Genomic DNA, 21442 nt, shown 5'->3' on the forward strand with positions numbered 1-21442 from the left:
CCGGGGATTCCGGGGCAAGCACGAACGGGACTCGCACATGGCAGTCGACGAGTCGAACGCGGGGCCTACCGCGGGCGACGGGCGCGGGGTGGATGCCCAGGTACACCACCGGAGGGCCCCCGTCAGACCGGGCGACCTGACCGCGCTTCGAGACGAGCTGGCCGACTGGGGCCGCCGCGCCGGCCTGACCGACGAGGTGGTGGCGGCGTTGGCCCTGGCCTGCTACGAGGCGATGGCCAACGTGGTGGAGCACGCCTACGTCGACGCCGGTGCGATAGAGGTGCGCGCGGAGCGGCGGAATGATCGGGTGCGGGTGACGGTCGCCGACCACGGACGGTGGCTGCCGCCGGACAGACGGGACGCCGCGGTGTCGCGCGGCCGGGGTATCCCGCTGATCCACCAGCTCGCCGACGAGGCGGTGATCATCCCCGGGGAGACCGGCACCGTGGTGGAGATGACCTGGCAGGCGCCGCGCAACTGAAGGTGCGCGGACCGGGTTCGCGTGGCGGCACCTGGGGCGTCGTCTGGTGGGATCGCCGACGTCAGCGCAGCGCCTGCTGCACCGACGTCCACATCGGACAACACCGACATCGGGGGGTGCGCGTGAAAGCGTTGACCTGGCACGGGCCGCGGGACGTGCGGGTGACCGAGGTCCCGGACCCGCAGCTGCGTGACGACACCGACGCCATCATTTCCGTGACCACCACCGGGATCTGCGGTTCGGACCTGCACCTGTACGAACTGCTCGCGCCGTTCCTGGCCCCCGGCGACGTGCTCGGGCACGAGACCATGGGCATCGTCGAGGAGACCGGCCCGGCGGTCACCAATCTGCGGCCGGGGGACCGCGTGGTGGTGCCGTTCAACATCGCCTGTGGCCACTGCTGGATGTGCGGCCGCGGCCTGTACGCGCAGTGCGAGACCACGCAGGTCCGCGAGCACGGCTGCGGTGCGGCGCTGTTCGGCTACACCGAGCTCTACGGCAGTGTGCCCGGCGGGCAGGCGGAGTTCCTGCGGGTGCCGCAGGCGCAGTTCGGGCCGATCAAGGTGCCCGACGGGCCGCCGGACGAGCAGTTCGTCTACCTCTCCGACGTGCTGCCCACGGCCTGGCAGGCCGTGGAGTACGCGGCCGTGCCCGAGGGCGGTACGGTCGCGGTGTTCGGGCTGGGGCCGATCGGGCAGATGTGCGCCCGGATCGCCGCGCACCGCGGTGCCCGCGCGATCGGGGTGGACCTGGAGCCCGACCGGTTGGAGATGGCGCTGCGGCACGGCATCGACGTGGTCGACGCGCAGGCGCGCGAGGAGGTGCCGGAGGTGATCCGTGACCTCACCGGGGGCCGCGGCGCGGACTCGGTGATCGACGCGGTCGGCATGGAGGCGCACGGCGCGCCGGGCACCGCGCTGCTGCAGAAGCTGGTCGGCGCACTGCCCGACGCGATCGCCGAGCCGTTGATGTCCAGGGCCGGGGTCGACCGGCTCACCGTGCTGTACCAGTGCGTCGACGCGGTGCGGCGCGGGGGCACGATCTCGGTCAGCGGCGTCTACGCGGGGTCGCTGGATCCGCTGCCCATGCTGCGGATGTTCGACAAGGGCGTGCGGATCAGCATGGGGCAGGCGCACGTCAAGCGGTGGATCGGCGACCTCATGCCGCTGGTGACCGGCGATGGCGACCCGCTCGGCGTGCACGACCTGGCCACCCACCGGCTGCCGCTGGACGAGGCGCCGCACGGCTACGACATCTTCCAGCGCAAGGCCGACGGGGCGATCAAGGTGCTGCTGAACCCGGGGCGTTAGGCGGCGTTCGGGTCATCCCACGGGATCGCCGCGGTCAGCGTTCGTCGAGGTCAAACGGCAGCAGTTCCGTGCAGCGGCGGTACTTCTCGGTCAGCTCCTCCTCGCTGCGGGCGCCCAGGTAGCAGGCGGCGAGCTCGTAGCTGTAGGTGTCCTGGGCGGGCAGCTTGGACAGGCGGCTGCCCTGCGTCGCCGCGATGTCGACGATCACGTCGGGCATCTGCTCACGCAGTCGCCGGATCTCCTGCTCACCGGGGCTGCGGCGGACCACCGCGTCCGTGACGAAGGTGCGGATGTACCACTTGGCGGCCACGGTGAACTCGCCCTGCCCGCGGGGCATCTCCGGTCGCTCGCCGAGCGCCAGCTGCACCATGCACTGGTGGTTGGGCACGCCGTCGACGAGAGCGAACAGCGGCGCGTGGGACTGGGACAGGCGCGGGTTGATCTCCAGGATGGAGAGCCTGTCGTGGTCGGCGTCCCAGAAGAACTCGATGTTGAAGGTGCCCGGATCCAGGCCGATCTGACGCATCACCCGCGTCGAGATGTCGACGATGCGGTCCTGGACCTCGACCGGTAGCGTCGACGGGTACTGGTAGCGCAGGAAGCTCGGGGTGTCGGGGTAGCACAGCGAGTCGACGATGCCGTAGACGTGCGCCTCACCCGCGAACCCGTAGCCCTCGGCGGTGACCTGGTGGCCACCGACCTCCTCCTCGACCAGGCACGCCCGGCCACCGGCCTCGGCGATCTCCGGCGGCAGCTCCAGCATGCCCAGCAGAAAGTCGAAGTCGTCGCCGACGCGGCCGATACCCTCCCGCATCTCGGCCAGCGCGCGGTCCAGCTCGGCCTGGTCGGCGACCTTGAACGCCAGTACCGAGGAGTAGGACTTGACCGGCTTGACCCACAGCGGGAAGTCCAGGCCCGACGGCGGGTGCGGGTCGGCGTCCAGGTCGATCAGGCCGAACGCCGGGTGGGCGTCGGTGACCGTGCGCTGCTCGAGACGGCTCCAGTACTTGTGCTCGCACCTGACCACCGATTCCAGGCTCGGTCCGGGCAGCCCGAAGCGGGTGCACAGGATCGGCACCATCGAGGTGACCGGGAAGTCCCAGTAACCGGTGAGCGCGTCCACGTGGCCGGGGAACGACTCCAGGCGCTGGGCGGCCTCCTCGAGCAGGTCGGGCAGCGGCACCTCCACCTCCATGATCCGTTTCTTGGTCAGCAGCGGGTGGAAGCGGTAGGAGCGCGAGTGCGGCAGGTCCTGCAGGAGCTCACGGTTGCGCTCGTCGAGCCCCAGGATGAAGACGTTGCGCACTCGCTCGGTCACGGCCGCCGTCCCGTCTACTCGCCGCCCTTCTGGATGTAGGAGCGGACGAAGTCCTCGGCGTTCTCCTCCAGAATGTCGTCGATCTCGTCCAGGGTGGCCTCGGTGTCGTCGGTGAGCTTGTCCCGCCGCTGCTGTCCGGTCGGGGTCGGCTCGGTCGCGTCATCGTCGTCGTCTCGCGGGCGCGGGCGGTTCTTCTCCTGGCGCATGGGCCACCTCTCTGTCGGATCCGGTTCGTCACCGGTTCGTCCATGGCACCCTGTCGCGTACCCAGCCGGCGATCGGGAAAACCGCGCGGCGGCCCGGATTTCCCCGCCGTTTCGGGACCAGTCGCGGGCCGCGCCGGCGCAACCCCGCTGTGAGGCGGGCACGCGGGCTTCGCTCGGGTGACGGGGTGGGGGCTTGCCCGGCTTCGCGGGGGGTCAGCCGACGTAGCGGCGGGCCACGGAGTGGCGTTGGGGTTCCTCCAGCAGGCGCAGGCCCCGCTCCACCTGCGGCGGGACCACGCGGCGTTCGCGCAGGACCCAGGGCAGGCTGCGTAGCGCTTCGGCCAGCGCCGCCGCCGTGTGGCGATCCTTCGGAGCCGCCGCGAGGACCGCCGCGCTGCGGCGCAGGGCGGCCGTCACCGGTCGCCGCAGCCACGCCGTCCACACGGTGTTGCGGATGCCCAGCTGGCGGCGTCGCCGCGCGTCACGGGACCGCGACGGCGCGTGGTGGATCACCACGTCCTCCCGCCAGCACAACCACCAGCCCCGCGACACCAGGTCCAGGGCGAGCAGCTCCTCCTCGCCGCCGAGCCACAGCCGCGGGTGGAACCCGCCGACCTGGCGGAAGGCATCGACCCGGAACATCGTCAGCCCGGCCATGACGCTCAGCAGCGCTGGTCCCGGCAGCCAGTACGGCGCGGGCACCGGCGAGGCGCGCAGCTCCGGGATCAGCGGGTCCTCGGCGAGATCGGGTTCGACCAGGCACCGGCCCATGACCGCGCCCACGTCCGGGTGGCGGTCCAGCACGGCGGCGGCGCGCAGCAGCGACCCCGGTTGCCAGCGCGTGTCGTCGTCGCAGAAGGCGACGTAGGGCGTCGACGTGTGCTCGACGGCCCAGTTCCGCGCCACCGCGCCGAGGTTCTGCTCGTGGCGCAGCAGCCGCACGTGCGGGAAGCGCCGCCGGATGGCGTCGGCGGTGCCGTCCGCGGAACCGTTGTCCACCACGATGACCGGGGCGCCGTCGGGCAGCGCGGTCATGTGCTCCAGCGTCCGCAGGACCTCCGCGCACCTGTTGTGCGTCATCACGACCACGGTCGCGTTCCCTTTTCCGTGCACCACGAACCGGTGCTACCCGGTGCGGGGCGCGCGCAATCCTGGTTTGCCCGCAGCGGGACCGGGGTAGCGCGGATCCGGGAAGGTGATGCCGGTGCAGTGGGAGTTCCGCCGGGTGGCGGTCACGGGCGGTGCGGGTTTCCTCGGCTCGCACCTGTGCGAGCAGTTGGTGGCACGCGGAACCTCGGTGCTGTGCCTGGACAACCTCAGCACCGGGTCGGCGCGCAACCTGGAATCCCTGGCCGAGGAGCCCACTTTCGAGCTGGTCGAGCACGACATCGCGCGGCGCCCGTACACCGCCGGCGGGATCGACCTGGTCGTCCACCTGGCGTCGCCGGCGTCGCCGGCGGACTACCTGCGGATGCCGGTGGAGACGCTGCGGGTCGGTAGCCGTGGCACCGAGCACGCCCTGGAGCTGGCCGACCGCAACGGGGCCCGGTTCCTGCTGGTGTCCACCAGCGAGGTCTACGGCGATCCGCTGCGGCACCCGCAGACGGAGGACTACTGGGGCAACGTCAACCCCGTCGGCCCGCGCGCCGTCTACGACGAGGCCAAGCGCTACGCCGAGGCGCTGACGACCGCCTTCCGGGCCAGCCGCGGCACCGGCACCCGGATCGCCCGGGTCTTCAACACCTACGGCCCGCGGATGCGGCCCGCCGACGGCCGGGTGGTGCCCACGTTCATCCGGCAGGCGCTGGCTGGGGAACCGATCACGGTCAACGGCGACGGCCGCCAGACCCGGTCGCTGTGCTATGTGGACGACACGGTGCGTGGACTGCTGGCCGTGGCGGCCGCGAACCGGCCGCAGCCGGTGAACATCGGCCGCCCCGGCGAACTGCCGGTGCGCAAGCTGGCCGAGCTGGTGCGCTCGCTGGTCGGGTCACGCTCGCCGATCGAGCACGTCGCCGCGTCGGCCGACGACCCGAAACGCCGCTGCCCGGACATCACGGTCGCCACCCGAGAACTGGGGTGGCGACCGCGGGTCGACGTCGTGGCGGGTCTGCGCCACACCATCGCCTGGTTCACCGCAGAAGCGCGCGCAGCGGGTGCCGCGCGATGAAGCGGCGTCGGCGCAGCGTGCGGGTCAGCGCGTAGGCGATGGCGCAACTGGTGGCGAACACGAGCGCGATGCTCAGCAACCGCGGTGGTGTCGCGATCTGCCGCACGGCGCGCTCGGCGCGGCTCTGGGTGCGCATCACCGCGTTGCGCGCGGCCTGCCTGGACCGTTCCGGGATGTCCGCGCGGTGCATGAGTTCGTCCAGCGTCTGGATCAGCTCCTGCTTGGTGACGTCGTGCTCCGCCTGCAGCCCGGCCGCCCCGGCTTCGAGCTCGGCCGCGCGTTCCTGCCTGATGTCGCGGTGCTGGCCGGTGGTCATCGTCGGATCGCCTCGCTGAGGTCGTGGTAGTCCTGCCTGATCGCCTCCAGCGACGCCTCGGGCATCGCCGGTGCGGAGTGCTTCAACCGCGCGCGGCCCACCAGGGCCGAGATCCCCGCCGCCAGCAGCAGCACGGCGGCGACGATCAGCGCGGCCAGCCACGCGTCGAGTACGATGTCGAGGGCGATCACGGCCGTGGCAACCAGGGTCCCGCCGCCGAGCAGGCCGAGTACGCCGGCGGCGCCGAGCATCGCGGCGCCCGCACCGGCCTGCTTGCCCTTGCGCTGCAGCTCCAGCTGCGCCAGGCGCAGCTCGGTGCGGATCAGGCGGGTCAGCTGCCCGCCCACGTCGCTGATGAGCTGCCCGGTGCTCCGGCGCGACAGGTCCGGTGTGTGCACCGGTTCGGTGTGCGTCGTCATCGTTCACTCCTCACCACGTCCGTGGCCGCGACGCCGACTGCACTCCACCTGGTACCCGTTCACCGGCGCCGCCACTCCTGCCAGACCGTCGGCCAGCAGCGCCGCGCAGATGGCCGGGATGGCCAGCTGGGCGGTGGTCTCGTCGCGCTCGGTGAAGGCGTGCGAGCGCTGCGCGTAGAGGCTCAGGGTGCCCAGCAGGGCGTCGTTGTGCAGCAGCGGCACGACCAGGAAGCTGAAGATGCGCGCCTCGCGGGCGCTGCGGGCGAATCCCGGCCAGCAGAGGCGGACCTGCGTGATGTCGGCGAGCACCGACCGGCCGCTGCGGGCCGCTTCCACGCACGGCCCGGCGCCGTGCCGGAGCTGCGCGAGGTCGACCCGCCGGGCGCGTTCGTCGGTGTGCAGCGCCAGCGCGCGCGGCCCGCTGATGCAGGCCATGTCGGCACCGGGCACCGCCGTGATCAGCCGCGCCAGCAGCGCCGGCGTCGAGTTCCGGTAGGTCCGGTCGAGCACGACCACTCCCGCACCACGCGTCACCAGGGGTGCACTTCCAGCACGTCCATCTCTTTGCGGACTTCGGCGGGCAGTTGGCGGCGGTGCGTCAGCGCGGTCGGCAGCCGCCGCAGCACCGCCAACGCGGCCCGCCTGCTCGGCGGGTCGACGAGGGCACGCTGCAGCAGCCGGGCCGTCCGCGTGACGGCCGCCGCGGGGGCCTGCCGCATCCAGGAAATCAGCACGTCGTTGCGCAGTTCCAGCACCCGCCGGCCGTGGTCGTCGCGCGCGGTGGACGGGTGGTGGTGGGCGACGATGTCGTCGACGTAGATCAGGTCCCATCCGGCGGCGGCCACATCGCAGGCCAGCAGTTTCTCCTCGGCGGCGAAGAACAGCTCGCGGCTGAAACCGCCGACCGACAGGAACGCGTCGCGCCGCACGATCGCCGCGCAGGCGGTGAAGCCGAGGATGCGCGGCCCGGGCAGCTGCGCGGGGCTGCGCAGCGGTGACCGCGCCATCAGGTCGTTGACCGGGTCCCTGCGCTCCTGCTCGCCGACCAGCGTGCGGGCGGCGATCACACCCACGCCCGGGTGCGCGGAGAACACCTCCTCGGCGCGGGCCAGCGAGCCCTGCCGCCACCACGAGTCGTCGTCGCTGAAGGCGACGTAGGGTGTCGCGGCCCGCTGCACGCCGATGTTGCGCGCGGCGGCACCGAGGTTTCGCGGTGCGCGCACGAGCGCGACGTCGGGGAACTCCTCGGCGACGGCGTCCGCGGTGGCGTCGCGGGAGTCGTTGTCCACCACGATGATCGGCGGCGTCGGGTCCAGGTCGCTGAGTTCGCCCAGGGTGCGCAGCAGCTCCGCGCACCGGTCGCGGGTGGCGATCACGACGCTGGTGTTCAGGCGCATGGCGACTCCTGGCGAACAACCGCGACCACCGCGTCGACCAGCGGTGATCCGGCCGTGGTGGCGCGGCGCAGCGCGAGGTCGCGCCCGGCGGGCGAGCAGCACCACGCCCACCAGCGGTCCAGCGCGGCGGCACTGATCTCGTCGGCGCGCAGCACCGCGGGCCACCGCCACACCGCCGCCTGCGCCGCGACCTTCGCGCCGCCGGCGATGGGGTCCGCGGCCAGCACCGGTCGACCCCGCGACAGGCCGAAGACCAGGCCGTGCAGCCGGGAGGTGATGACCACGTCGGTGCGGTCCACCAGGGACGTGAACTGATCCACAGTGGAGCAGCAGCGCCAGTCCCGGGGGTCCAGCCTGGTGTCCAGCGGTAGGGCGGCGCAGTCCACTCCGGTCAACCAGTCCACCAGCACCCGGTGCACCTCCTCGTGCCGGCGGCGCGTCCCGTACTCCGGTTGCGCGGGGGCGAGCGCGACACCCGCCACCGGCACCCGGCCGGCCGGGGCTGGTGTGGCCAGGTCCAGCGCCGGGTCAGCCGCGCCGCCGTCCCGGGCGAAGACGTGGTGGAATCCCACGACCGCCGGGTCCTGAGGATCCAGCACGGACACGCCGACGGCCACGCGGTGGCAGCCGGCGTAGCGCTCGTGCAGCGCCTCCACCTGCCAGCCGCGCGCCGGCCCGCACACGAAGACCAGGTGCGTGTAGTCCGCCGGGCGCGCCCGGTCGAGATCCTGCCCGGGCACCAGAACAGGGCTCCACGCCAGGTCATTCGGGATACCACGGGCGGACAGCGCCGCCGCGACGTGCCGCATGCTCAGCACGTCGCCGGCTGTGGCTTCGCCGTGCCGGAAACTCGGCCACCCGGTGATCAGCACGCGCACGATGACTCCTGTCGTCCGAACTCGCCGCACCGGCATACCCGCGCTGCCGCGCGGAAACTCCCCACTCGCCTGCGCACGGTGAGCGACTGGCCTTCCGGGATCTGGAAAACCGCCGCAGTTGCCGCGATATTTCGGTCTTACGTGTTTAGGAGTCGCTTCGCAGGGTAGCGATGTAGTCGGGAGCAGTGGTCGCCCGACCGGCCAGCCACACCGGAAGCCGGACACCGCCGGAGGAGTCGTCGCTGTGCGTATCCTGGGGATCAACGCCGTGTTCCACGACCCGGCCGCCGCGCTGGTCGTCGACGGCCGCATCGTGGCCGCGGCCGAGGAGGAGCGCTTCTCGCGCCGCAAGCACGGGAAACGACCAGTTCCGTTCTCCGCGTGGGAACAGCCGGAGCAGGCCGCGAACTGGTGCCTGCGGCAGGCCGGGATCAGCCCGGCCGACCTGGACGCGGTCGCCTACTCCTACGACCCCTCCCTGGTGGACCACGGGTTGCCCGGCCTGGACTCGACGTGGGAAGAGCTGCGCACCACGTTCGCCCGGCACGCACCGGGATTCCTCCGCACGGCGCTGCCGGGACTCGACCCGCAGATCGTGCGGTTCGTGCCGCACCACGTCGCGCACGCCGCCTCGGCCGGGCTGGCCGCGCCGTTCGACGACTGTGCCGTGCTGACCGCGGACGGTCGCGGGGAGAGCATCTCGGCGCTGGCCGGGCAGTACCGCGGTGGACACCTGGAGGTGCTGGCCACGCAGCTCCTGCCGCACTCGCTGGGCCTGATGTACGAGGAGCTGACCGAGCACCTGGGCTTTCACCGCTCCAGCGACGAGTACAAGGTCATGGCGCTGGCCTCCTACGCCAAACCCCTGTTCCTGGCGGACTTCGCCGAGCTGGTGCGCAGCACCGGCGACGGGCACTTCGAGGTCGGTGACACCGACTGGTCACGCTGGGCGCCGCGTCGCGCGCCCGACGGCCGCGTCGAGCCGGAGCACGCCCAGTTGGCCGCCAGTGTGCAGGCCCGCCTCGAGGAGGTGCTGCTCGACCTGGCGCGGTGGCTGCACCGGCAAACCGGGCAGGAGCGGCTGGCGATGGCCGGGGGCGTGGCGCTGAACTGCGTCGCCAACACCCGCCTGGCCGCAGAAGGACCGTTCCGCGAGGTGTGGGTGCAACCGGCCGCCGGTGACGCGGGTACCGCGCTGGGCGCGGCGCTGGAGCTGGCCGCGAAAGAAGGCGAACCGCGCACCACGATGACCGGCGCCGACCTCGGCCGGGAATGGTCCGATGTGGACATCGAGGCGCTGCTGCGCACCGCCGCCGTCGAGCACGAGCGACCCGTCGACGTCGCCGAGGTGGCCGCCGCGGCGCTGGCCCGCGACGAGACGGTCGGCTGGTTCCAGGGGCGCAGCGAGTTCGGCCCGCGCGCGCTGGGCCACCGGTCGCTTCTCGCACACCCCGGGCACGCGCACAACGTGGAGCGGCTCAACGACATCAAGGGCCGCGAGCAGTTCCGGCCGGTGGCACCGATGGTGCTGGCCGAGCGCGCCGGCGAGCTGTTCGGCCGCGGCCCGCTGCCGAGCCCCTACATGCTGTTCGTGCACGACGTGGCCGGCGAATGGCAGCCCCGGATACCGGCCGCGGTGCACGTGGACGGCACCGCGCGGGCGCAGACCGTGGACCGCGAGCGCGAGCCGCTGCTGGCCCGGCTGCTGGACTCCTTCGCCGCGCGCACCGGCCTGCCCGCGGTGGTCAACACCAGCTTCAACACCGCCGGCCGCCCGATGGTCGACAGCCCCGTCGACGCGCTGGAGTGCTTCGGCGCCTCGGCGATCGACGTGCTGGTGCTCGGGCCGTTCGTGGTGCGCCGCCGGGGGAGCCGGCCATGACCGCACCGCAGACCCGCTACGCCGTCATCGTCCCCACGACCGGGCGATCGAGCCTGGGCGCGCTGCTGGAGGCGCTGGATTCGGCGGCCGGACCGGCACCCGCGGAGGTCGTGGTGGTCGACGACCGCCCGCACCCGGCGCCGCCGCTGGCCCTGCCGAAAACCTCGCTGCCCGTCCGGCTCGCCCGGTCCGGCGGGCGGGGCCCGGCCGCCGCACGCAACACCGGGTGGCGCGAGGTGGACGCCGACTGGGTGGTGTTCCTCGACGACGACGTGGTGCCGGGGCCGCGGTGGCGCCGAGACCTGCGGCATGACCTCGACGTCGGGCCCGACGTCGTGGCCTGCCAGGGCCGGATCGCGGTGCCGCTGCCGGAGGACCGCCGCCCCACCGACCTGGAGCGCGGTGTGGCGGGACTGGCCAACGCCTGGTGGATCACCGCCGACATGGCCTACCGGCGCAGCGCGCTGGCCGCCTGCGGTGGTTTCGACGAGCGCTTCCGGCGTGCCTTCCGGGAAGACGCCGACCTCGCGCTGCGGGTTCAGGCCGCGGGGTGGCGACTGGTCATCGGCAGCCGCACCACCGAACACCCGGTGCGCCCCGCCGGACCGCTGGCCAGCGTGCGGGCGCAGGCCGGTAACGCCGACAACGCCCTCATGCGGCGCAAGTACGGCAGGAACTGGCGCAAGCGGATCGGTGAAGGGCCGGGGCGCACCCGCCGGCACGCGATCACCACCGCGGCGGGTCTCGCGACGCTGGCCGCCACCTGCGCCGGGCGGCACCGGGCCGCGTGGACCTCGGCGGCCGGGTGGGCCGCGCTGACCGCGGAGTTCGCGCTGCGGCGCATCCTGCCCGGCCCGCGGACCGCGGCCGAGATCGGCCGGATGCTGCTGACCAGCGTGCTGATCCCGCCGGTGGCCTGCTGGCACCGGCTGCGCGGCGAACTCGCGTACCGGCGGCGACCGACGCTGCCGGCGGCGGTGCTGTTCGACCGCGACGACACCCTGATCCACGACGTGCCCTACAACGGTGACCCGGCACGCGTGCGCCCGGTGACCGGCGCGCGCGAGGCCCTGGACCGGTTGCGGGTCAACCGCATCCGGATCGGGGTGGTGAGCAACCAGTCCGGGGTGGCCCGCGGGCTCCTGCGCGAATCCGACGTCGCCGCCGTCAACGCCGAGGTGGAGCGGCAGCTGGGGCCCGTTGACACCTGGCAGTGCTGCCCGCACGGCGACCGGGACGGCTGCGACTGCCGCAAACCCGCACCGGGACTGGTGCAACGCGCGGCGGCGCAGCTGGACGTCCCGGCCAGCCGCTGCGTGGTGATCGGCGACACCGGAGCCGACGTCGAGGCGGCACTCGCGGCCGGGGCCCGGGCGATCCTGGTGCCCACCGGGCGGACCCGGCCCGCGGAGATCACGCGCGCGGTCTGTGACGCCGAGATCGCCCCGTCGGTGTGGGCCGCCGTGGAGTTGGTGCTCGGGGGTGGCCGGTGACGGGGCGGGTGCTGGTGGCGCGGCAGGACAATATCGGTGACGTGCTGCTCGCCGGTCCCGCGGTGCGGGCCGTGGCCGCCCACGCGGAATCCGTGGTGCTGCTCGCCGGGCCGCGCGGCTCGGCCGCCGCGCACCTGCTGCCCGGGGTGGACCGCGTCGTGCAGTGGTGCGCGCCGTGGATCGACCCCGAGCCGCTCCCGGTTCGCCTCGCCGAGATCACCGGGTTCGTCGACCACATCCGGGCGCTGCGGGTGTCCCGCGCGCTGATCCTCACCTCCTTCCACCAGTCGCCGCTGCCGCTGGCGCTGCTGCTGCGGATGGCCGGGGTGGGCTGGATCGGGGCGATCAGCGAGGACTACCCGGGCTCCCTGCTGGACCTGCGCCACCAGGTGGACGGGGACCCCCCGGAGCCGGAGCGCGCGCTGTCGCTGGCCCGCGCGGCGGGTTTCGGCCTGCCACGCGGCGACGACGGGCGACTCGCGGTGCGCGGGCCGCTGCCGGACGTCACCGACCTGGTCGGTGGCCCGGGATACGTCGTCGTCCACCCCGCGGCGTCGGTCCCGGCCCGGCAGTGGCCCGCCTTCCGGTGCAAGGCCGCGGTGCGCGCGCTGGCCCGCAGCGGCCGGCGGGTCGTGGTCACCGGCACCCTGGCCGACCGGGAGCTGACCGCCCGCATCGCCGGGGACGACGGCCTGGACCTCGCCGGGCGCACCGACCTGCGGCAGCTGGCCGCGGTGCTTGCCGGTGCCGAGGCGGTCGTGGCGCCCAACACCGGACCGGCGCATCTGGCGGCCGCGGTGGGCACCCCCGTGGTGTCGCTGTTCGCGCCCGTGGTGCGTGCCGCCCGCTGGGCCCCGTACGGGGTGCCGGTCGTGGTGCTGGGTGACCAGCGCGCGCCCTGTCGCGACTCACGGGCCCGGTTCTGCCCGGTCCCCGGCCACCCCTGCCTGAGCCGCGTCACGGCGGACCAGGTGGTGGCCGCGGTGGGCCGGCTGGAGGAGGTCGTTGCATGAGGGTCCTGGTCTGGCACGTGCACGGCTCCTGGACGACGTCTTTTGTCCACGGTGGACACACCTACCTGGTGCCGGTGACCCCGCGCCGCGACGCCGACGGGCGCGGCTGGGCGCGGACGTTCACCTGGCCGGACCACGCGATCGAGGTGGAGCCCGACCAGCTGCGCACGGAGCACGTCGACGTCGTGGTGCTACAACGGCCGCACGAGCTGGAACTGGCCGAGAAGTGGCTCGGGCGGCGGCCTGGCGTGGACGTGCCCGCGGTGTACGTGGAGCACGACACGCCCCGCGGGCCCGCCGCCGACACCCGGCACCCGCTGGCCGACCGCGACGACATCCCCATCGTCCACGTCACGCACTTCAACCAGGTGTTCTGGAACACCGGCCGGGCACCGTCCACAGTGGTGGAACACGGCGTCGTGGACCCCGGCCACCGGTTCACCGGCGAGCTGCCGCGCGCCGGGGTGGTGGTCAACGAGCCGGTGCGCCGCACCCGCATCGCCGGCACCGATCTGCTGCCGCGTTTCACCGCCGCCGCACCGCTGGACGTCTTCGGCATGCGCGTGCGGGAACTGCCGGCGCGGCTGGGCACCGGCCGGATCACCGCGCACGAGGACCTGCCGCAGGAGGCGATGCACACCGCCCTCGCGGCCCGCCGCGTCTACCTGCACCCGTACCGCTGGACGTCGCTGGGCCTGGCGCTGCTGGAGGCCATGCACCTGGGGCTGCCGGTCGTCGCTCTCGCCAGCACCGAGGCCGTTGAGGCCGTCCCGCCCACCGCCGGGGTGCTCTCCACGCGCATTGACGTGCTCGCCGACGCGGTCGCCGAGTTCGCGGCCGACCCCGACCGCGCCCGGGAGGTGGGCGTCGCGGCGCGGGCCGCGGCGCTGCGCCGGTACTCGCTGAGCCGGTTCCTGGGTGACTGGGACGAGCTGTTGCAGGAGGTGGCGCGATGAGGATCGACCTGGTCTCCGAGCACGCGAGCCCGCTCGCGGCGCTCGGCGGCGCCGACGCCGGAGGCCAGAACGTCCACGTGGCACAACTCGCCACCGGACTCGCCCGGCTCGGCCACGACGTCGTCGTACACACCCGGCGCGACGACCCCGAGCTGCCCGAACGCGTGCGCACCGCGGCGGGTGTCACCGTCGAGCACGTCGCGGCCGGCCCGCCCGAGCCGGTTCCCAAGGACGATCTGCTGCCGCACATGGACGAGTTCGGCGACCGCCTCGCCACGCGGTGGGCCGAGGAGCCACCGGATTTGGTGCACGCGCATTTCTGGATGAGCGGGCTGGCGGCGTTGCGCGGCGCGGCCGGGCTGGACGCGCCGGTGCTGCAGACCTTCCACGCGCTGGGCCGGGTCAAACGCCGCCACCAGGGCGCCAGGGACACCAGTCCACCGCAGCGGGTGCCGTTGGAGGCCGAGATCGCCCGCAACGCCGACCTGGTGATCGCCACCTGCTCCGACGAGGTCGCCGAGTTGGTCGAGATGGGCGTGCCGCCCGCTCGCACCGCTGTGGTGCCCTGTGGCATCGACCCGGACCGGTTCTCCCCGGCGCCGCACCGGGCCCGCACCGGGCGGCCGCACCGCATCCTGAGCATCGGCCGCCTCGTGGAGCGCAAGGGCGTCGACATCGCGATCCGCGCGCTGGCCGCCATCCCGGACGCGCAGCTGCTGATCGCCGGCGGCCCGGCGGCACCGGAGTTCGACCGCGATCCCGAAGTCCTGCGGCTCAGGGCCATGGCCGAGCAGGCCGGGGTGACCGGCCGCGTGGTGTTCCTCGGCCAGATCGACCACGACCGCACCCCCGAGCTCTACCGCTCCGTCGACGTGGTGGTCAGCGTGCCCTGGTACGAGCCGTTCGGCACCGTCCCGCTGGAAGCGATGGCCTGCGGCGTGCCGCCGGTGGTCACCGCGGTCGGCGGGCACCTGGACACCGTGGTCGACCGCCGCACCGGGCTGTGGGTACCGCCGCGCCAGCCGGCGGCGGTCGCCGCGGCCGTCCGCGAACTGCTGGCGCGGCCGGACTGGCGGGCCGAGCTCGGCCGGTCCGGTGCGGACCGGGTCCGCACCCGCTACGGCTGGACCCGGCTCGCCCGCGACACCGAGGCGATCTACCAGCGGGTGCGCGCCACCGGCCGGGTCCTGTCGAAAGGAGCAGCGCCGTGATCGAGCAACACCTCGCCGAACTGGGCGCGGCCGCCCGGCGCACCAGCGCCGCGGCGCCCACGATCCGCACCTGGGCACGCACCCTGGCCGACGTGCTGGAATCCGGCGGTCGGCTGCTGACCTGCGGCAACGGCGGCAGCGCCGCGGAAGCCCAGCACCTCAGTGGCGAACTGGCCGGGCGGTTCCTGCGCGACCGCAGGCCGTACGCGGCGATCCCGCTGCACGCCGACACCTCGGCGTTCACCGCGATCCTCAACGACTACGGCGAGCAGGAGGTCTTCGCCCGCGGCGTGCGCGCGCACGGCCGCCCCGGTGACGTCCTCATCGCCCTGTCCACCAGCGGCCGCAGCCACAACGTGATCGCCGCAGCCAAGACCGCCCGCGAGATCGGGATGCGCACCTGGGCCCTGACCGGGCCCGCGCCCAACAGCCTCGCGGCCACCTGCGACGACGCGGTGGCCGTTGACGCCGGCGGCGTGGCCACCATCCAGGAGGTCCACCTGGCGCTGGTGCACGCGCTGTGCGCGGAGTTCGACGCGCTGACCGCCGATGCCGAGGAGGTCCTGCCGTGAACCTGGTCGTCGTCGGCGACGCGCTGCTGGACGTGGACCTGTCCGGCGGCGCGGAGCGGTTGTGCCCGGACGCGCCGGTGCCGGTGGTCGACGTCGTCAGCCGCCAGCGCCGTCCTGGGGGTGCGGCGCTCGCGGCGGCGCTCGCCGACGCCCAGGGCGTCGACGTCACGTTGATCACCGGCCGGGGCGCGGACGCCGCCGGGCGGGAGCTCGGGCGGCTGCTGTCGGCCCGCTCGGTGCTGCTGGACGTGCCGTTCACCGGCGGCACGCCCAGCAAGACGCGGGTGCGGGCCGGTGGGCAGTCACTGGTGCGACTGGACTCCGGCGACGGGGTCGTGCCGGACCTCCCGCCCAGCAGCGGCGCGATCCAGGCGCTGCGGCACGCCGACGCGGTGCTGGTCGCCGACTACGGGCACGGCATCACCAGCAACTCGTGGCTGCGTCGCGAGCTGTCGCGACTGCCTTCGGACGTGCCGGTGGTGTGGGATCCGCACCCGAAGGGCGCCGAACCGGTGCCGCGCGCCGATCTCGTGGTGCCCAACCGTGCGGAGGCCGCCGCGTTCGGGGTCACGACGGCGTCGGTGGAGGGCGCCGCGGCCCTGTGGCGCCGGTGGGAGTGCGGTGCGGTGGCGGTGACCCTGGGCGAGAAGGGTGCGGTCGTCGCGCCGCCGGGGGAGCTGGTCGTGGCGCCCGGTCTCAGCTCGGTCACCGACGTCTGCGGTGCGGGCGACGCCTTCGCGGTGGCCGCCACCACCGCCCTGCGCAGTGGGATGTCCACAGTGGAGGCAGTGCGGTTCGCGGTGGAGTCCGCCAGCCGCTTCGTCGCCGAGGGCGGCGCCGCGGCATGGGCTGCCGAGGGGCGGGAAAAACGCCCCGCCCGGCATCTCTCGTCGTTCGACGTGGTCGACCAGGTGCGGTCCTGGGGTGGCCGGGTGGTCGCCGCAGGCGGCTGCTTCGACCTGCTGCACCCCGGCCACGTCTCCTTGCTCAACCGGGCGCGGGCGCTGGGCGACGCGCTGGTGGTGTGCATGAACTCCGACGAGTCGGTGCGGCGGCTCAAGGGCCCGCCGCGCCCGGTGGTGCGGGCCGAGGACCGCCGGTGCCTGCTGGAGGCGCTGGAATGCGTCGACGCCGTCGCCGTCTTCGACGAGCTGTCTCCGTGCGCCCTGCTGGAACGCCTCCGGCCCGACGTCTGGGTCAAGGGTGGCGACTACGAGACCGCGCACCTGCCCGAAGCCCGCGTCGTGGAACGCCACGGCGGTCGGACGGTGCTGGTTCCGCTGGTCGACGGGTACTCGACCAGCCGGCTGCTGCGCGACCTGCTGGACCGGAAGGAGATCGATGAAAGAGCTGGGTAACGTGCTGATCACCGGGGGAGCGTCCGGCCTCGGCGCGGCCGTGGTGGACGCCGTCGCCGAGCACGGCGGCACCCCGCTGGTGCTGGACCGGGCGGTGCCCTCCGGGCCGGTCAAGCACGCCTGCGTCGACCTGGCGGACCGGCGGGCCGCCGAGCACGCGGTTCAGGAGCTCGCTGCGGCCGTCGGCGGCCTGGACGCGGTGTTCACCGCCGCCGGGATCGACTCCTGCGGCGCGCTCGGCGAGGTGCCGACCGCGGCGTGGGAGCGCGTCATCGAGGTCAACCTGCTCGGCACCGCGGCCGTGGTGCGTGCGGCGCTGCCGTACCTGGAACGCAGCCGGGGCACCGTGGTCACCTGCGCCTCGACCCTGGGCGTCAACGCCGTCGGCGACGCCACCGCCTACTGCGCCTCCAAGTTCGGCATCGTCGGGTTCTCCCGCGCGCTGGCCGCGGAGACCAAGGGCCGCGTCGGTGTCACCATGCTGGTGCCCGGCGGCATGCGCACCGCGTTCTTCGACGGCCGCGACCCGCGGTACCAGCCGGCCGCCGACGCCAAGCTCAACGACCCGGAGCACGTGGCGCGGGCCGTGGTGTTCGCGATGCGGCAGCCCGCCGGGTGCGAGATCCGGGAGATGGTCGTGTGCCACTCCGAGGAGACGTCGTGGCCGTGACCGAGGGCGAGGTGCTGGTACTGCGTGCGCTGGGGCTGGGTGACCTGCTCACCGCGGTCCCGGCGTTGCGCGGGCTGCGTCGGAACTACCCGCGGCACCGCCTCGTGCTCGCCGCGCCGGAGCAGCTGGGCGAGCTGCTGCCGCTGCTGCCGGAGGTTGACCAACTCGCGCCGACCCCCGACCTGGCCGCGTTCTCCTGGCCACGACCGGCCCCGGACGTGGCGGTCAACCTGCACGGCAGCGGACCGCAGTCGGTGGCGGCGGTGTGCGGCACCGGTGCCCGCACCGTGCTGAGCCACCAGCACCCGGGCGTGCCCGGCCCGCCGTGGAACCCCGACATGCACGAGGTGCACCGCTGGTGCCGCATGCTGGCCTACTGGGGTATCCGCACCAACCCGGCGGATCTGCTGCTGCCGGAACCGGACGAGGAGTTGTGGCCCGGCTCCGTCGTCGTGCACCCCGGGGCGAGCCACGCCGCGCGGCGCTGGCCGGCCGAGCGGTTCGCCCGGGTCGCTCGCTGCCTGGCCGACCGCGGTCGGCACGTGGTGGTCACCGGCAGCGCCGCGGAACGCCCGATCGCCGGCCGGGTCGCCGAACTCGGCGGGCTGCCGCCGGATTCGGTGCTGGCCGGGCGAACCGGGCTGCGGCAGCTGGCCGGGCTGGTCAGCCGCGCCGAGCTGGTGGTCTGCGGGGACACCGGCGTCGCGCACCTGGCCACGGCCTTCGACACGCCGTCGGTGGTCCTGTTCGGACCGGTGCCGCCGAAGCACTGGGGCCCGCCGGAGAACCCGCGGCACGTGGCGCTGTGGCGCGGCAGGTGCGGTGACACCTTCGCCGACCAGCCCGACGCCGGGCTGCTGGAGCTGTCGGCGGGTGACGTGCTGCGCGCCGCCGAGGACCTGCTCAGCGGGAGCCGGTCATGACCACCGACCACGTGTCCCGCGTCGCCGTCCGCGGCACCGGCCGCACCGCCGCCGTCGTGGCTGCCGGACTGGCGTGGCTGGGCAACGAGGTGCGCTGCCGCCGCCCGGACGTGGCGGATGTGTCCGCCGAACCCGGCCTGGCGGAGATCCTGCTGCGAAGCATCCGCGCCGGGCGGCTGCGCTTCACCGGTCGGCCGCGCGGGGACGTCGTCTTCCTGTGCGGCGACGGACCCGGCCCGGCCGGGGACCTGCCTGCCTGCGCGGTGGTGGTGAACACCGGCCTGCCGCCCTGGGAATCCAGCACGCGCCTGGCCGAGGAGCTCTCCGGTGCGGACGTCGCGGTGGCCAGCAACCCGCAGGACCTCCGCGAGGGCGCGGCACTCGACGACTTCCTCGAACCCGGCTGCGTCCTCATCGGAGCCGACGAACCCGAGGCGCTGCGTCGCGTGGCGGCGCTCTACACCGCGGTGTCTGCCCCGGTTGTGCACCTGGACCTGCGCAGCGCGGACCTCGTCACCCCGGCCGGCAACGGTTTCCTCGCTGTCAAACGGCAGTTCTTCACCGAACTCGCCCGGCTCTGCTACGCCGTGGGCGCCGACGCGCGCAGCGTCGTGCACTGCCTGTGCCTGGACCAGCGCATCGACAGCGCGCGGGCCGACCGGATCCGGCCGGGCAGCGTGGCGCGGCTGCTGAAGCTGGCCGGACCGGATCCGCCCGCCACCATCCGCGCGCTGGCCCGGCCACGAGCCGGTTCGCGCAGCGAAACCGCAGACGACTTCTCGCTGCCGGATCATCGCCCATGCCGCTCCACCACGTCGGTGGCGTCCTCGCGAGAAGACCCCAACCCGAGCTGCGGAGGTGGCGGGGAAGCGACTTCGCCGCTCGCCTGACGCCGCCCCGGGCCGCACCCGATCCGCGCAAGCTCAGTGGGGGAACGATGGACCAGTCACGAGCTCACCGCATCGTCGTCGTGGGCGCCGGCTACGTCGGGCTGACCACCGGCGCGTGCCTCGCCTCGCTGGGCCACCACGTGGTGTGCTGCGACGTCGACGCGGGCAAGGTCGCGCAGCTGTCGCGCGGTCAGGTGCGCATCCACGAACCCGGCCTGCCCGAGCTGGTGCGCGAGGGCATCCGCGTCGGCCGGCTGTCCTTCACCCGGTGCGCTGCGTCAGTCGTGCCCACCGCCGACGAGATCTTTCTGTGCGTGCCGACGCCGATGGCCCCGGACGGCGGCGCGAACCTCGCCGCAGTGGAGTCGGTGATCCGCCAGATCCGCGCCGCGCTGCCCGCCGGCTGCGTGCTGGTCACCAAGTCGACCGTGCCGGTGGGCACCACGGCGCGGCTGGCCGAACTCGTGGGCCGCGGCGACGTGGCGGTGGTCAGCAACCCGGAGTTCCTCCGCGAGGGCCTGGCCGTGCAGGACTTCCTGCACCCGGACCGGATCGTGCTCGGCTCCGACGACCCCGACGCCGCGTACCGGGTCGCCGAGCTGTACACCGACCTCGACGCGCCCACCCTGGTCACCGACGCGGCCAGCGCCGAGATGGTCAAGTACGCGGCGAACTGCTTCCTGGCCACCAAGCTGTCCTACGTCAACGACGTCGCCGAGCTGTGCGAGCAGGTCGGGGCCGACGTCGCGGGCATCACCGAGTACCTGGCCCACGACCGGCGGATCACGCCGTCGTTCCTGCGGCCGGGCCCCGGGTGGGGCGGCTCGTGCCTGCCCAAGGACACCGCCGCGCTGCTGCGCACCGCCGAGGTCGTGGGCGTGGACCTGCCGCTGGTGCGCGCGGCGATCGACGCCAACCACCGGCACCAGCGGCGGATGGCGGCCAAGGTCGTGGCCGCCTGCGGCGGGTCGCTGGCCGGGACACGGCTGGGGCTGCTCGGCCTGACGTTCAAGGCGGGCACCGACGACCTGCGCGACTCGCCCGCGCTGGCGGTGGCGCGGCTGCTGGCCGAGCAGGGCGCCGAACTCGTCGGCTACGACCCGGCGCTGCGTGGCGACGAACCGGAACTCGCGCACCTGGTGACCCTCGTCGACGACGCCTACCACGCCGCGAAGGGGACCGCGGCGTTGGTGCTGCTCACCGACTGGCCGGAGTTCCGGGACCTGGACTGGTCGCGGGTGGCCGAGCTGGCGGCGCGGCCGGTGGTGGTCGACACGCGCAACCACCTCGACCCGGCGGCGCTGCGCCGCGCCGGCCTCGACTGGCACGGCACCGGACGCCCGTCGCGCGTCCGCTGAGCCGGCGACACAGTCGGCCCGTGGGGCGGAGTTGCGGGTGCGGCGCGCGGATTTCATGCCTTCGGGCGGACTACCGGAGCCGTTCCCCGGTTATTCCTTGAAAGACGCAAGCGCCGAGGGGGCGGGGCGGTCGGCCGCGGAGGGAGGCGACGCATGGACACCACGGGACAGGCCGTCGGCGGCCTGGTCAAGTACGTGCGCGCGGTGGCGGACGACCTCGGCGACGAGGTATCCGAAGTGGACGTCGACGTCGGCGGGCTGGCCACCGCGATCATTCTGGTGCGCTCCCACGTGCCGACCCTGGTCGAGTTCCCGCTGCTGCTGACCTGGGACGAGGTCAGCGGCTGGGCACTGCGGATCGAGACCGACGGGCGCGGCGACACCACACCGGTGGTGTTCATGGGTGGAGACATCCTGCCCGAGCCCGAGTCGGTGCAGCGGTTCCTGCGGGCGGCGACGACCGGGGAGCACCCGGGCACGCCGCTGCCGCCCGCGTTCCGGCTGCCCAACGCGCCGGACGACCTGGAACGGCGGCTGGCGCACTTCGGATGCTGAACGGAGCACCCGCGAGGGTCGCGACCACGCGCTGGAGCAGGCACGATGCGGCGAGCTGGTGGGTCC

The 21442-nt window shown here is 73.9% G+C and carries 23 protein-coding genes; 15 read left to right on the forward strand and 8 right to left on the reverse strand.

What is annotated here, in order from left to right; translation table 11 throughout:
* Positions 1 to 37: 37 nt before the first annotated feature.
* Positions 38 to 481 (forward strand): ATP-binding protein, encoded by a 444-nt coding sequence (locus IEY17_RS13875; protein WP_188987803.1) that lies wholly within the window; start codon positions 38 to 40, stop codon positions 479 to 481.
* A 122-nt stretch (positions 482 to 603) separates the two neighbouring features.
* Complete coding sequence (locus IEY17_RS13880; protein WP_188987804.1) at positions 604 to 1791, forward strand: zinc-dependent alcohol dehydrogenase; 1188 nt, start codon at positions 604 to 606, stop codon at positions 1789 to 1791.
* 34 nt (positions 1792 to 1825) lie between these two features.
* On the opposite strand, the gene IEY17_RS13885 is transcribed toward IEY17_RS13880, so the two are convergent.
* The 3 genes from IEY17_RS13885 to IEY17_RS13895 all read right to left on the reverse strand — a co-directional run bounded on the left by IEY17_RS13885 (position 1826) and on the right by IEY17_RS13895 (position 4395).
* Positions 1826 to 3109, reverse strand: a complete 1284-nt coding sequence (locus IEY17_RS13885) for an ATP-grasp domain-containing protein (protein ID WP_229680143.1) — start codon at positions 3107 to 3109, stop codon at positions 1826 to 1828.
* Positions 3110 to 3123: 14 nt separating this feature from the next.
* Positions 3124 to 3315, reverse strand: coding sequence for a ubiquitin-like protein Pup (locus tag IEY17_RS13890; protein WP_188987805.1), 192 nt, complete (start codon positions 3313 to 3315; stop codon positions 3124 to 3126).
* A gap of 213 nt (positions 3316 to 3528) precedes the next feature.
* Complete coding sequence (locus IEY17_RS13895) at positions 3529 to 4395, reverse strand: glycosyltransferase (protein ID WP_188987806.1); 867 nt, start codon at positions 4393 to 4395, stop codon at positions 3529 to 3531.
* A 124-nt stretch (positions 4396 to 4519) separates the two neighbouring features.
* On the opposite strand from IEY17_RS13895, the gene IEY17_RS13900 reads away from it, so the two are divergent.
* On the forward strand, positions 4520 to 5485 hold the full coding sequence (locus IEY17_RS13900; protein ID WP_229680144.1) for an NAD-dependent epimerase/dehydratase family protein: 966 nt from the start codon (positions 4520 to 4522) through the stop codon (positions 5483 to 5485).
* Here the strand turns inward: IEY17_RS13900 and IEY17_RS13905 are convergent.
* From IEY17_RS13905 to IEY17_RS13925, 5 genes are read right to left on the reverse strand one after another with little or no spacing between them, the layout of a single operon-like run.
* Positions 5448 to 5801, reverse strand: coding sequence for a hypothetical protein (locus IEY17_RS13905; protein WP_188987808.1), 354 nt, complete (start codon positions 5799 to 5801; stop codon positions 5448 to 5450). The two genes, IEY17_RS13900 and IEY17_RS13905, sit on opposite strands and share 38 nt — an antisense overlap.
* Complete coding sequence (locus IEY17_RS13910) at positions 5798 to 6220, reverse strand: phage holin family protein (RefSeq protein ID WP_188987809.1); 423 nt, start codon at positions 6218 to 6220, stop codon at positions 5798 to 5800. Before IEY17_RS13910 ends, IEY17_RS13905 begins: the two co-directional genes overlap by 4 nt.
* 3 nt (positions 6221 to 6223) lie before the next feature.
* Entirely contained in the window at positions 6224 to 6730 is a 507-nt protein-coding gene (locus IEY17_RS13915; RefSeq protein ID WP_188987810.1) for a GAF domain-containing protein, read from the reverse strand.
* Between the two features lie 20 nt (positions 6731 to 6750).
* The gene (locus IEY17_RS13920; protein WP_308423992.1) at positions 6751 to 7617 is read right to left on the reverse strand and encodes a glycosyltransferase family 2 protein; all 867 of its coding nucleotides are present in this window, start codon (positions 7615 to 7617) and stop codon (positions 6751 to 6753) included.
* On the reverse strand, positions 7608 to 8495 hold the full coding sequence (locus IEY17_RS13925) for a polysaccharide pyruvyl transferase family protein (protein ID WP_188987811.1): 888 nt from the start codon (positions 8493 to 8495) through the stop codon (positions 7608 to 7610). The genes IEY17_RS13920 and IEY17_RS13925 overlap by 10 nt, the downstream gene beginning before the upstream one ends.
* Positions 8496 to 8739: 244 nt before the next feature.
* Between IEY17_RS13925 and IEY17_RS13930 the strand changes: the two genes are divergently transcribed.
* The 12 genes from IEY17_RS13930 to IEY17_RS13985 all read left to right on the forward strand — a co-directional run bounded on the left by IEY17_RS13930 (position 8740) and on the right by IEY17_RS13985 (position 21376).
* Entirely contained in the window at positions 8740 to 10377 is a 1638-nt protein-coding gene (locus IEY17_RS13930; protein WP_188987812.1) for a carbamoyltransferase family protein, read from the forward strand.
* A complete protein-coding gene (locus tag IEY17_RS13935; protein ID WP_188987813.1) occupies positions 10374 to 11870 on the forward strand; it encodes an HAD-IIIA family hydrolase in 1497 nt (498 codons plus the stop codon). The genes IEY17_RS13930 and IEY17_RS13935 overlap by 4 nt, the downstream gene beginning before the upstream one ends.
* A complete protein-coding gene (locus IEY17_RS13940) occupies positions 11867 to 12883 on the forward strand; it encodes a glycosyltransferase family 9 protein (RefSeq protein ID WP_188987814.1) in 1017 nt (338 codons plus the stop codon). Before IEY17_RS13935 ends, IEY17_RS13940 begins: the two co-directional genes overlap by 4 nt.
* Positions 12880 to 13839, forward strand: coding sequence for a glycosyltransferase (locus IEY17_RS13945; RefSeq protein ID WP_188987815.1), 960 nt, complete (start codon positions 12880 to 12882; stop codon positions 13837 to 13839). Before IEY17_RS13940 ends, IEY17_RS13945 begins: the two co-directional genes overlap by 4 nt.
* The gene (locus tag IEY17_RS13950; protein WP_188987816.1) at positions 13836 to 15050 is read left to right on the forward strand and encodes a glycosyltransferase; all 1215 of its coding nucleotides are present in this window, start codon (positions 13836 to 13838) and stop codon (positions 15048 to 15050) included. The genes IEY17_RS13945 and IEY17_RS13950 overlap by 4 nt, the downstream gene beginning before the upstream one ends.
* Positions 15047 to 15622, forward strand: coding sequence for a D-sedoheptulose-7-phosphate isomerase (locus IEY17_RS13955; protein WP_188987817.1), 576 nt, complete (start codon positions 15047 to 15049; stop codon positions 15620 to 15622). The genes IEY17_RS13950 and IEY17_RS13955 overlap by 4 nt, the downstream gene beginning before the upstream one ends.
* On the forward strand, positions 15619 to 16980 hold the full coding sequence (locus tag IEY17_RS13960; protein WP_188987818.1) for a PfkB family carbohydrate kinase: 1362 nt from the start codon (positions 15619 to 15621) through the stop codon (positions 16978 to 16980). Before IEY17_RS13955 ends, IEY17_RS13960 begins: the two co-directional genes overlap by 4 nt.
* Positions 16964 to 17650: an SDR family oxidoreductase gene (locus IEY17_RS13965; RefSeq protein ID WP_188987819.1), complete on the forward strand. Its 687-nt coding sequence runs from the start codon at positions 16964 to 16966 to the stop codon at positions 17648 to 17650. Before IEY17_RS13960 ends, IEY17_RS13965 begins: the two co-directional genes overlap by 17 nt.
* Entirely contained in the window at positions 17641 to 18573 is a 933-nt protein-coding gene (locus tag IEY17_RS13970; RefSeq protein WP_188987820.1) for a glycosyltransferase family 9 protein, read from the forward strand. Before IEY17_RS13965 ends, IEY17_RS13970 begins: the two co-directional genes overlap by 10 nt.
* A complete protein-coding gene (locus IEY17_RS13975; RefSeq protein WP_188987821.1) occupies positions 18570 to 19463 on the forward strand; it encodes a UDP-glucose/GDP-mannose dehydrogenase family protein in 894 nt (297 codons plus the stop codon). Before IEY17_RS13970 ends, IEY17_RS13975 begins: the two co-directional genes overlap by 4 nt.
* A 47-nt stretch (positions 19464 to 19510) precedes the next feature.
* Positions 19511 to 20821, forward strand: coding sequence for a UDP-glucose dehydrogenase family protein (locus IEY17_RS13980; RefSeq protein ID WP_188987822.1), 1311 nt, complete (start codon positions 19511 to 19513; stop codon positions 20819 to 20821).
* Between the two features lie 153 nt (positions 20822 to 20974).
* Positions 20975 to 21376, forward strand: coding sequence for a DUF6292 family protein (locus IEY17_RS13985; protein WP_188987823.1), 402 nt, complete (start codon positions 20975 to 20977; stop codon positions 21374 to 21376).
* The last annotated feature ends 66 nt before the right edge of the window (positions 21377 to 21442 follow it).

This window comes from Saccharopolyspora thermophila (genome assembly GCF_014646075.1).
Lineage (GTDB): Bacteria > Actinomycetota > Actinomycetes > Mycobacteriales > Pseudonocardiaceae > Saccharopolyspora > Saccharopolyspora thermophila.

Coding starts and splice junctions, on each gene's coding strand:
- IEY17_RS13985 (WP_188987823.1), top strand. CDS start 20,975: ATGGACACCACGGGACAGGCCGTCGGCGGCCTGGTCAAGTACGTGCGC.
- IEY17_RS13910 (WP_188987809.1), bottom strand. CDS start 6,220: ATGACGACGCACACCGAACCGGTGCACACACCGGACCTGTCGCGCCGG.
- IEY17_RS13975 (WP_188987821.1), top strand. CDS start 18,570: ATGACCACCGACCACGTGTCCCGCGTCGCCGTCCGCGGCACCGGCCGC.
- IEY17_RS13875 (WP_188987803.1), top strand. CDS start 38: ATGGCAGTCGACGAGTCGAACGCGGGGCCTACCGCGGGCGACGGGCGC.
- IEY17_RS13905 (WP_188987808.1), bottom strand. CDS start 5,801: ATGACCACCGGCCAGCACCGCGACATCAGGCAGGAACGCGCGGCCGAG.
- IEY17_RS13945 (WP_188987815.1), top strand. CDS start 12,880: ATGAGGGTCCTGGTCTGGCACGTGCACGGCTCCTGGACGACGTCTTTT.
- IEY17_RS13965 (WP_188987819.1), top strand. CDS start 16,964: ATGAAAGAGCTGGGTAACGTGCTGATCACCGGGGGAGCGTCCGGCCTC.
- IEY17_RS13895 (WP_188987806.1), bottom strand. CDS start 4,395: ATGACGCACAACAGGTGCGCGGAGGTCCTGCGGACGCTGGAGCACATG.
- IEY17_RS13980 (WP_188987822.1), top strand. CDS start 19,511: ATGGACCAGTCACGAGCTCACCGCATCGTCGTCGTGGGCGCCGGCTAC.
- IEY17_RS13920 (WP_308423992.1), bottom strand. CDS start 7,617: ATGCGCCTGAACACCAGCGTCGTGATCGCCACCCGCGACCGGTGCGCG.
- IEY17_RS13950 (WP_188987816.1), top strand. CDS start 13,836: ATGAGGATCGACCTGGTCTCCGAGCACGCGAGCCCGCTCGCGGCGCTC.
- IEY17_RS13935 (WP_188987813.1), top strand. CDS start 10,374: ATGACCGCACCGCAGACCCGCTACGCCGTCATCGTCCCCACGACCGGG.
- IEY17_RS13890 (WP_188987805.1), bottom strand. CDS start 3,315: ATGCGCCAGGAGAAGAACCGCCCGCGCCCGCGAGACGACGACGATGAC.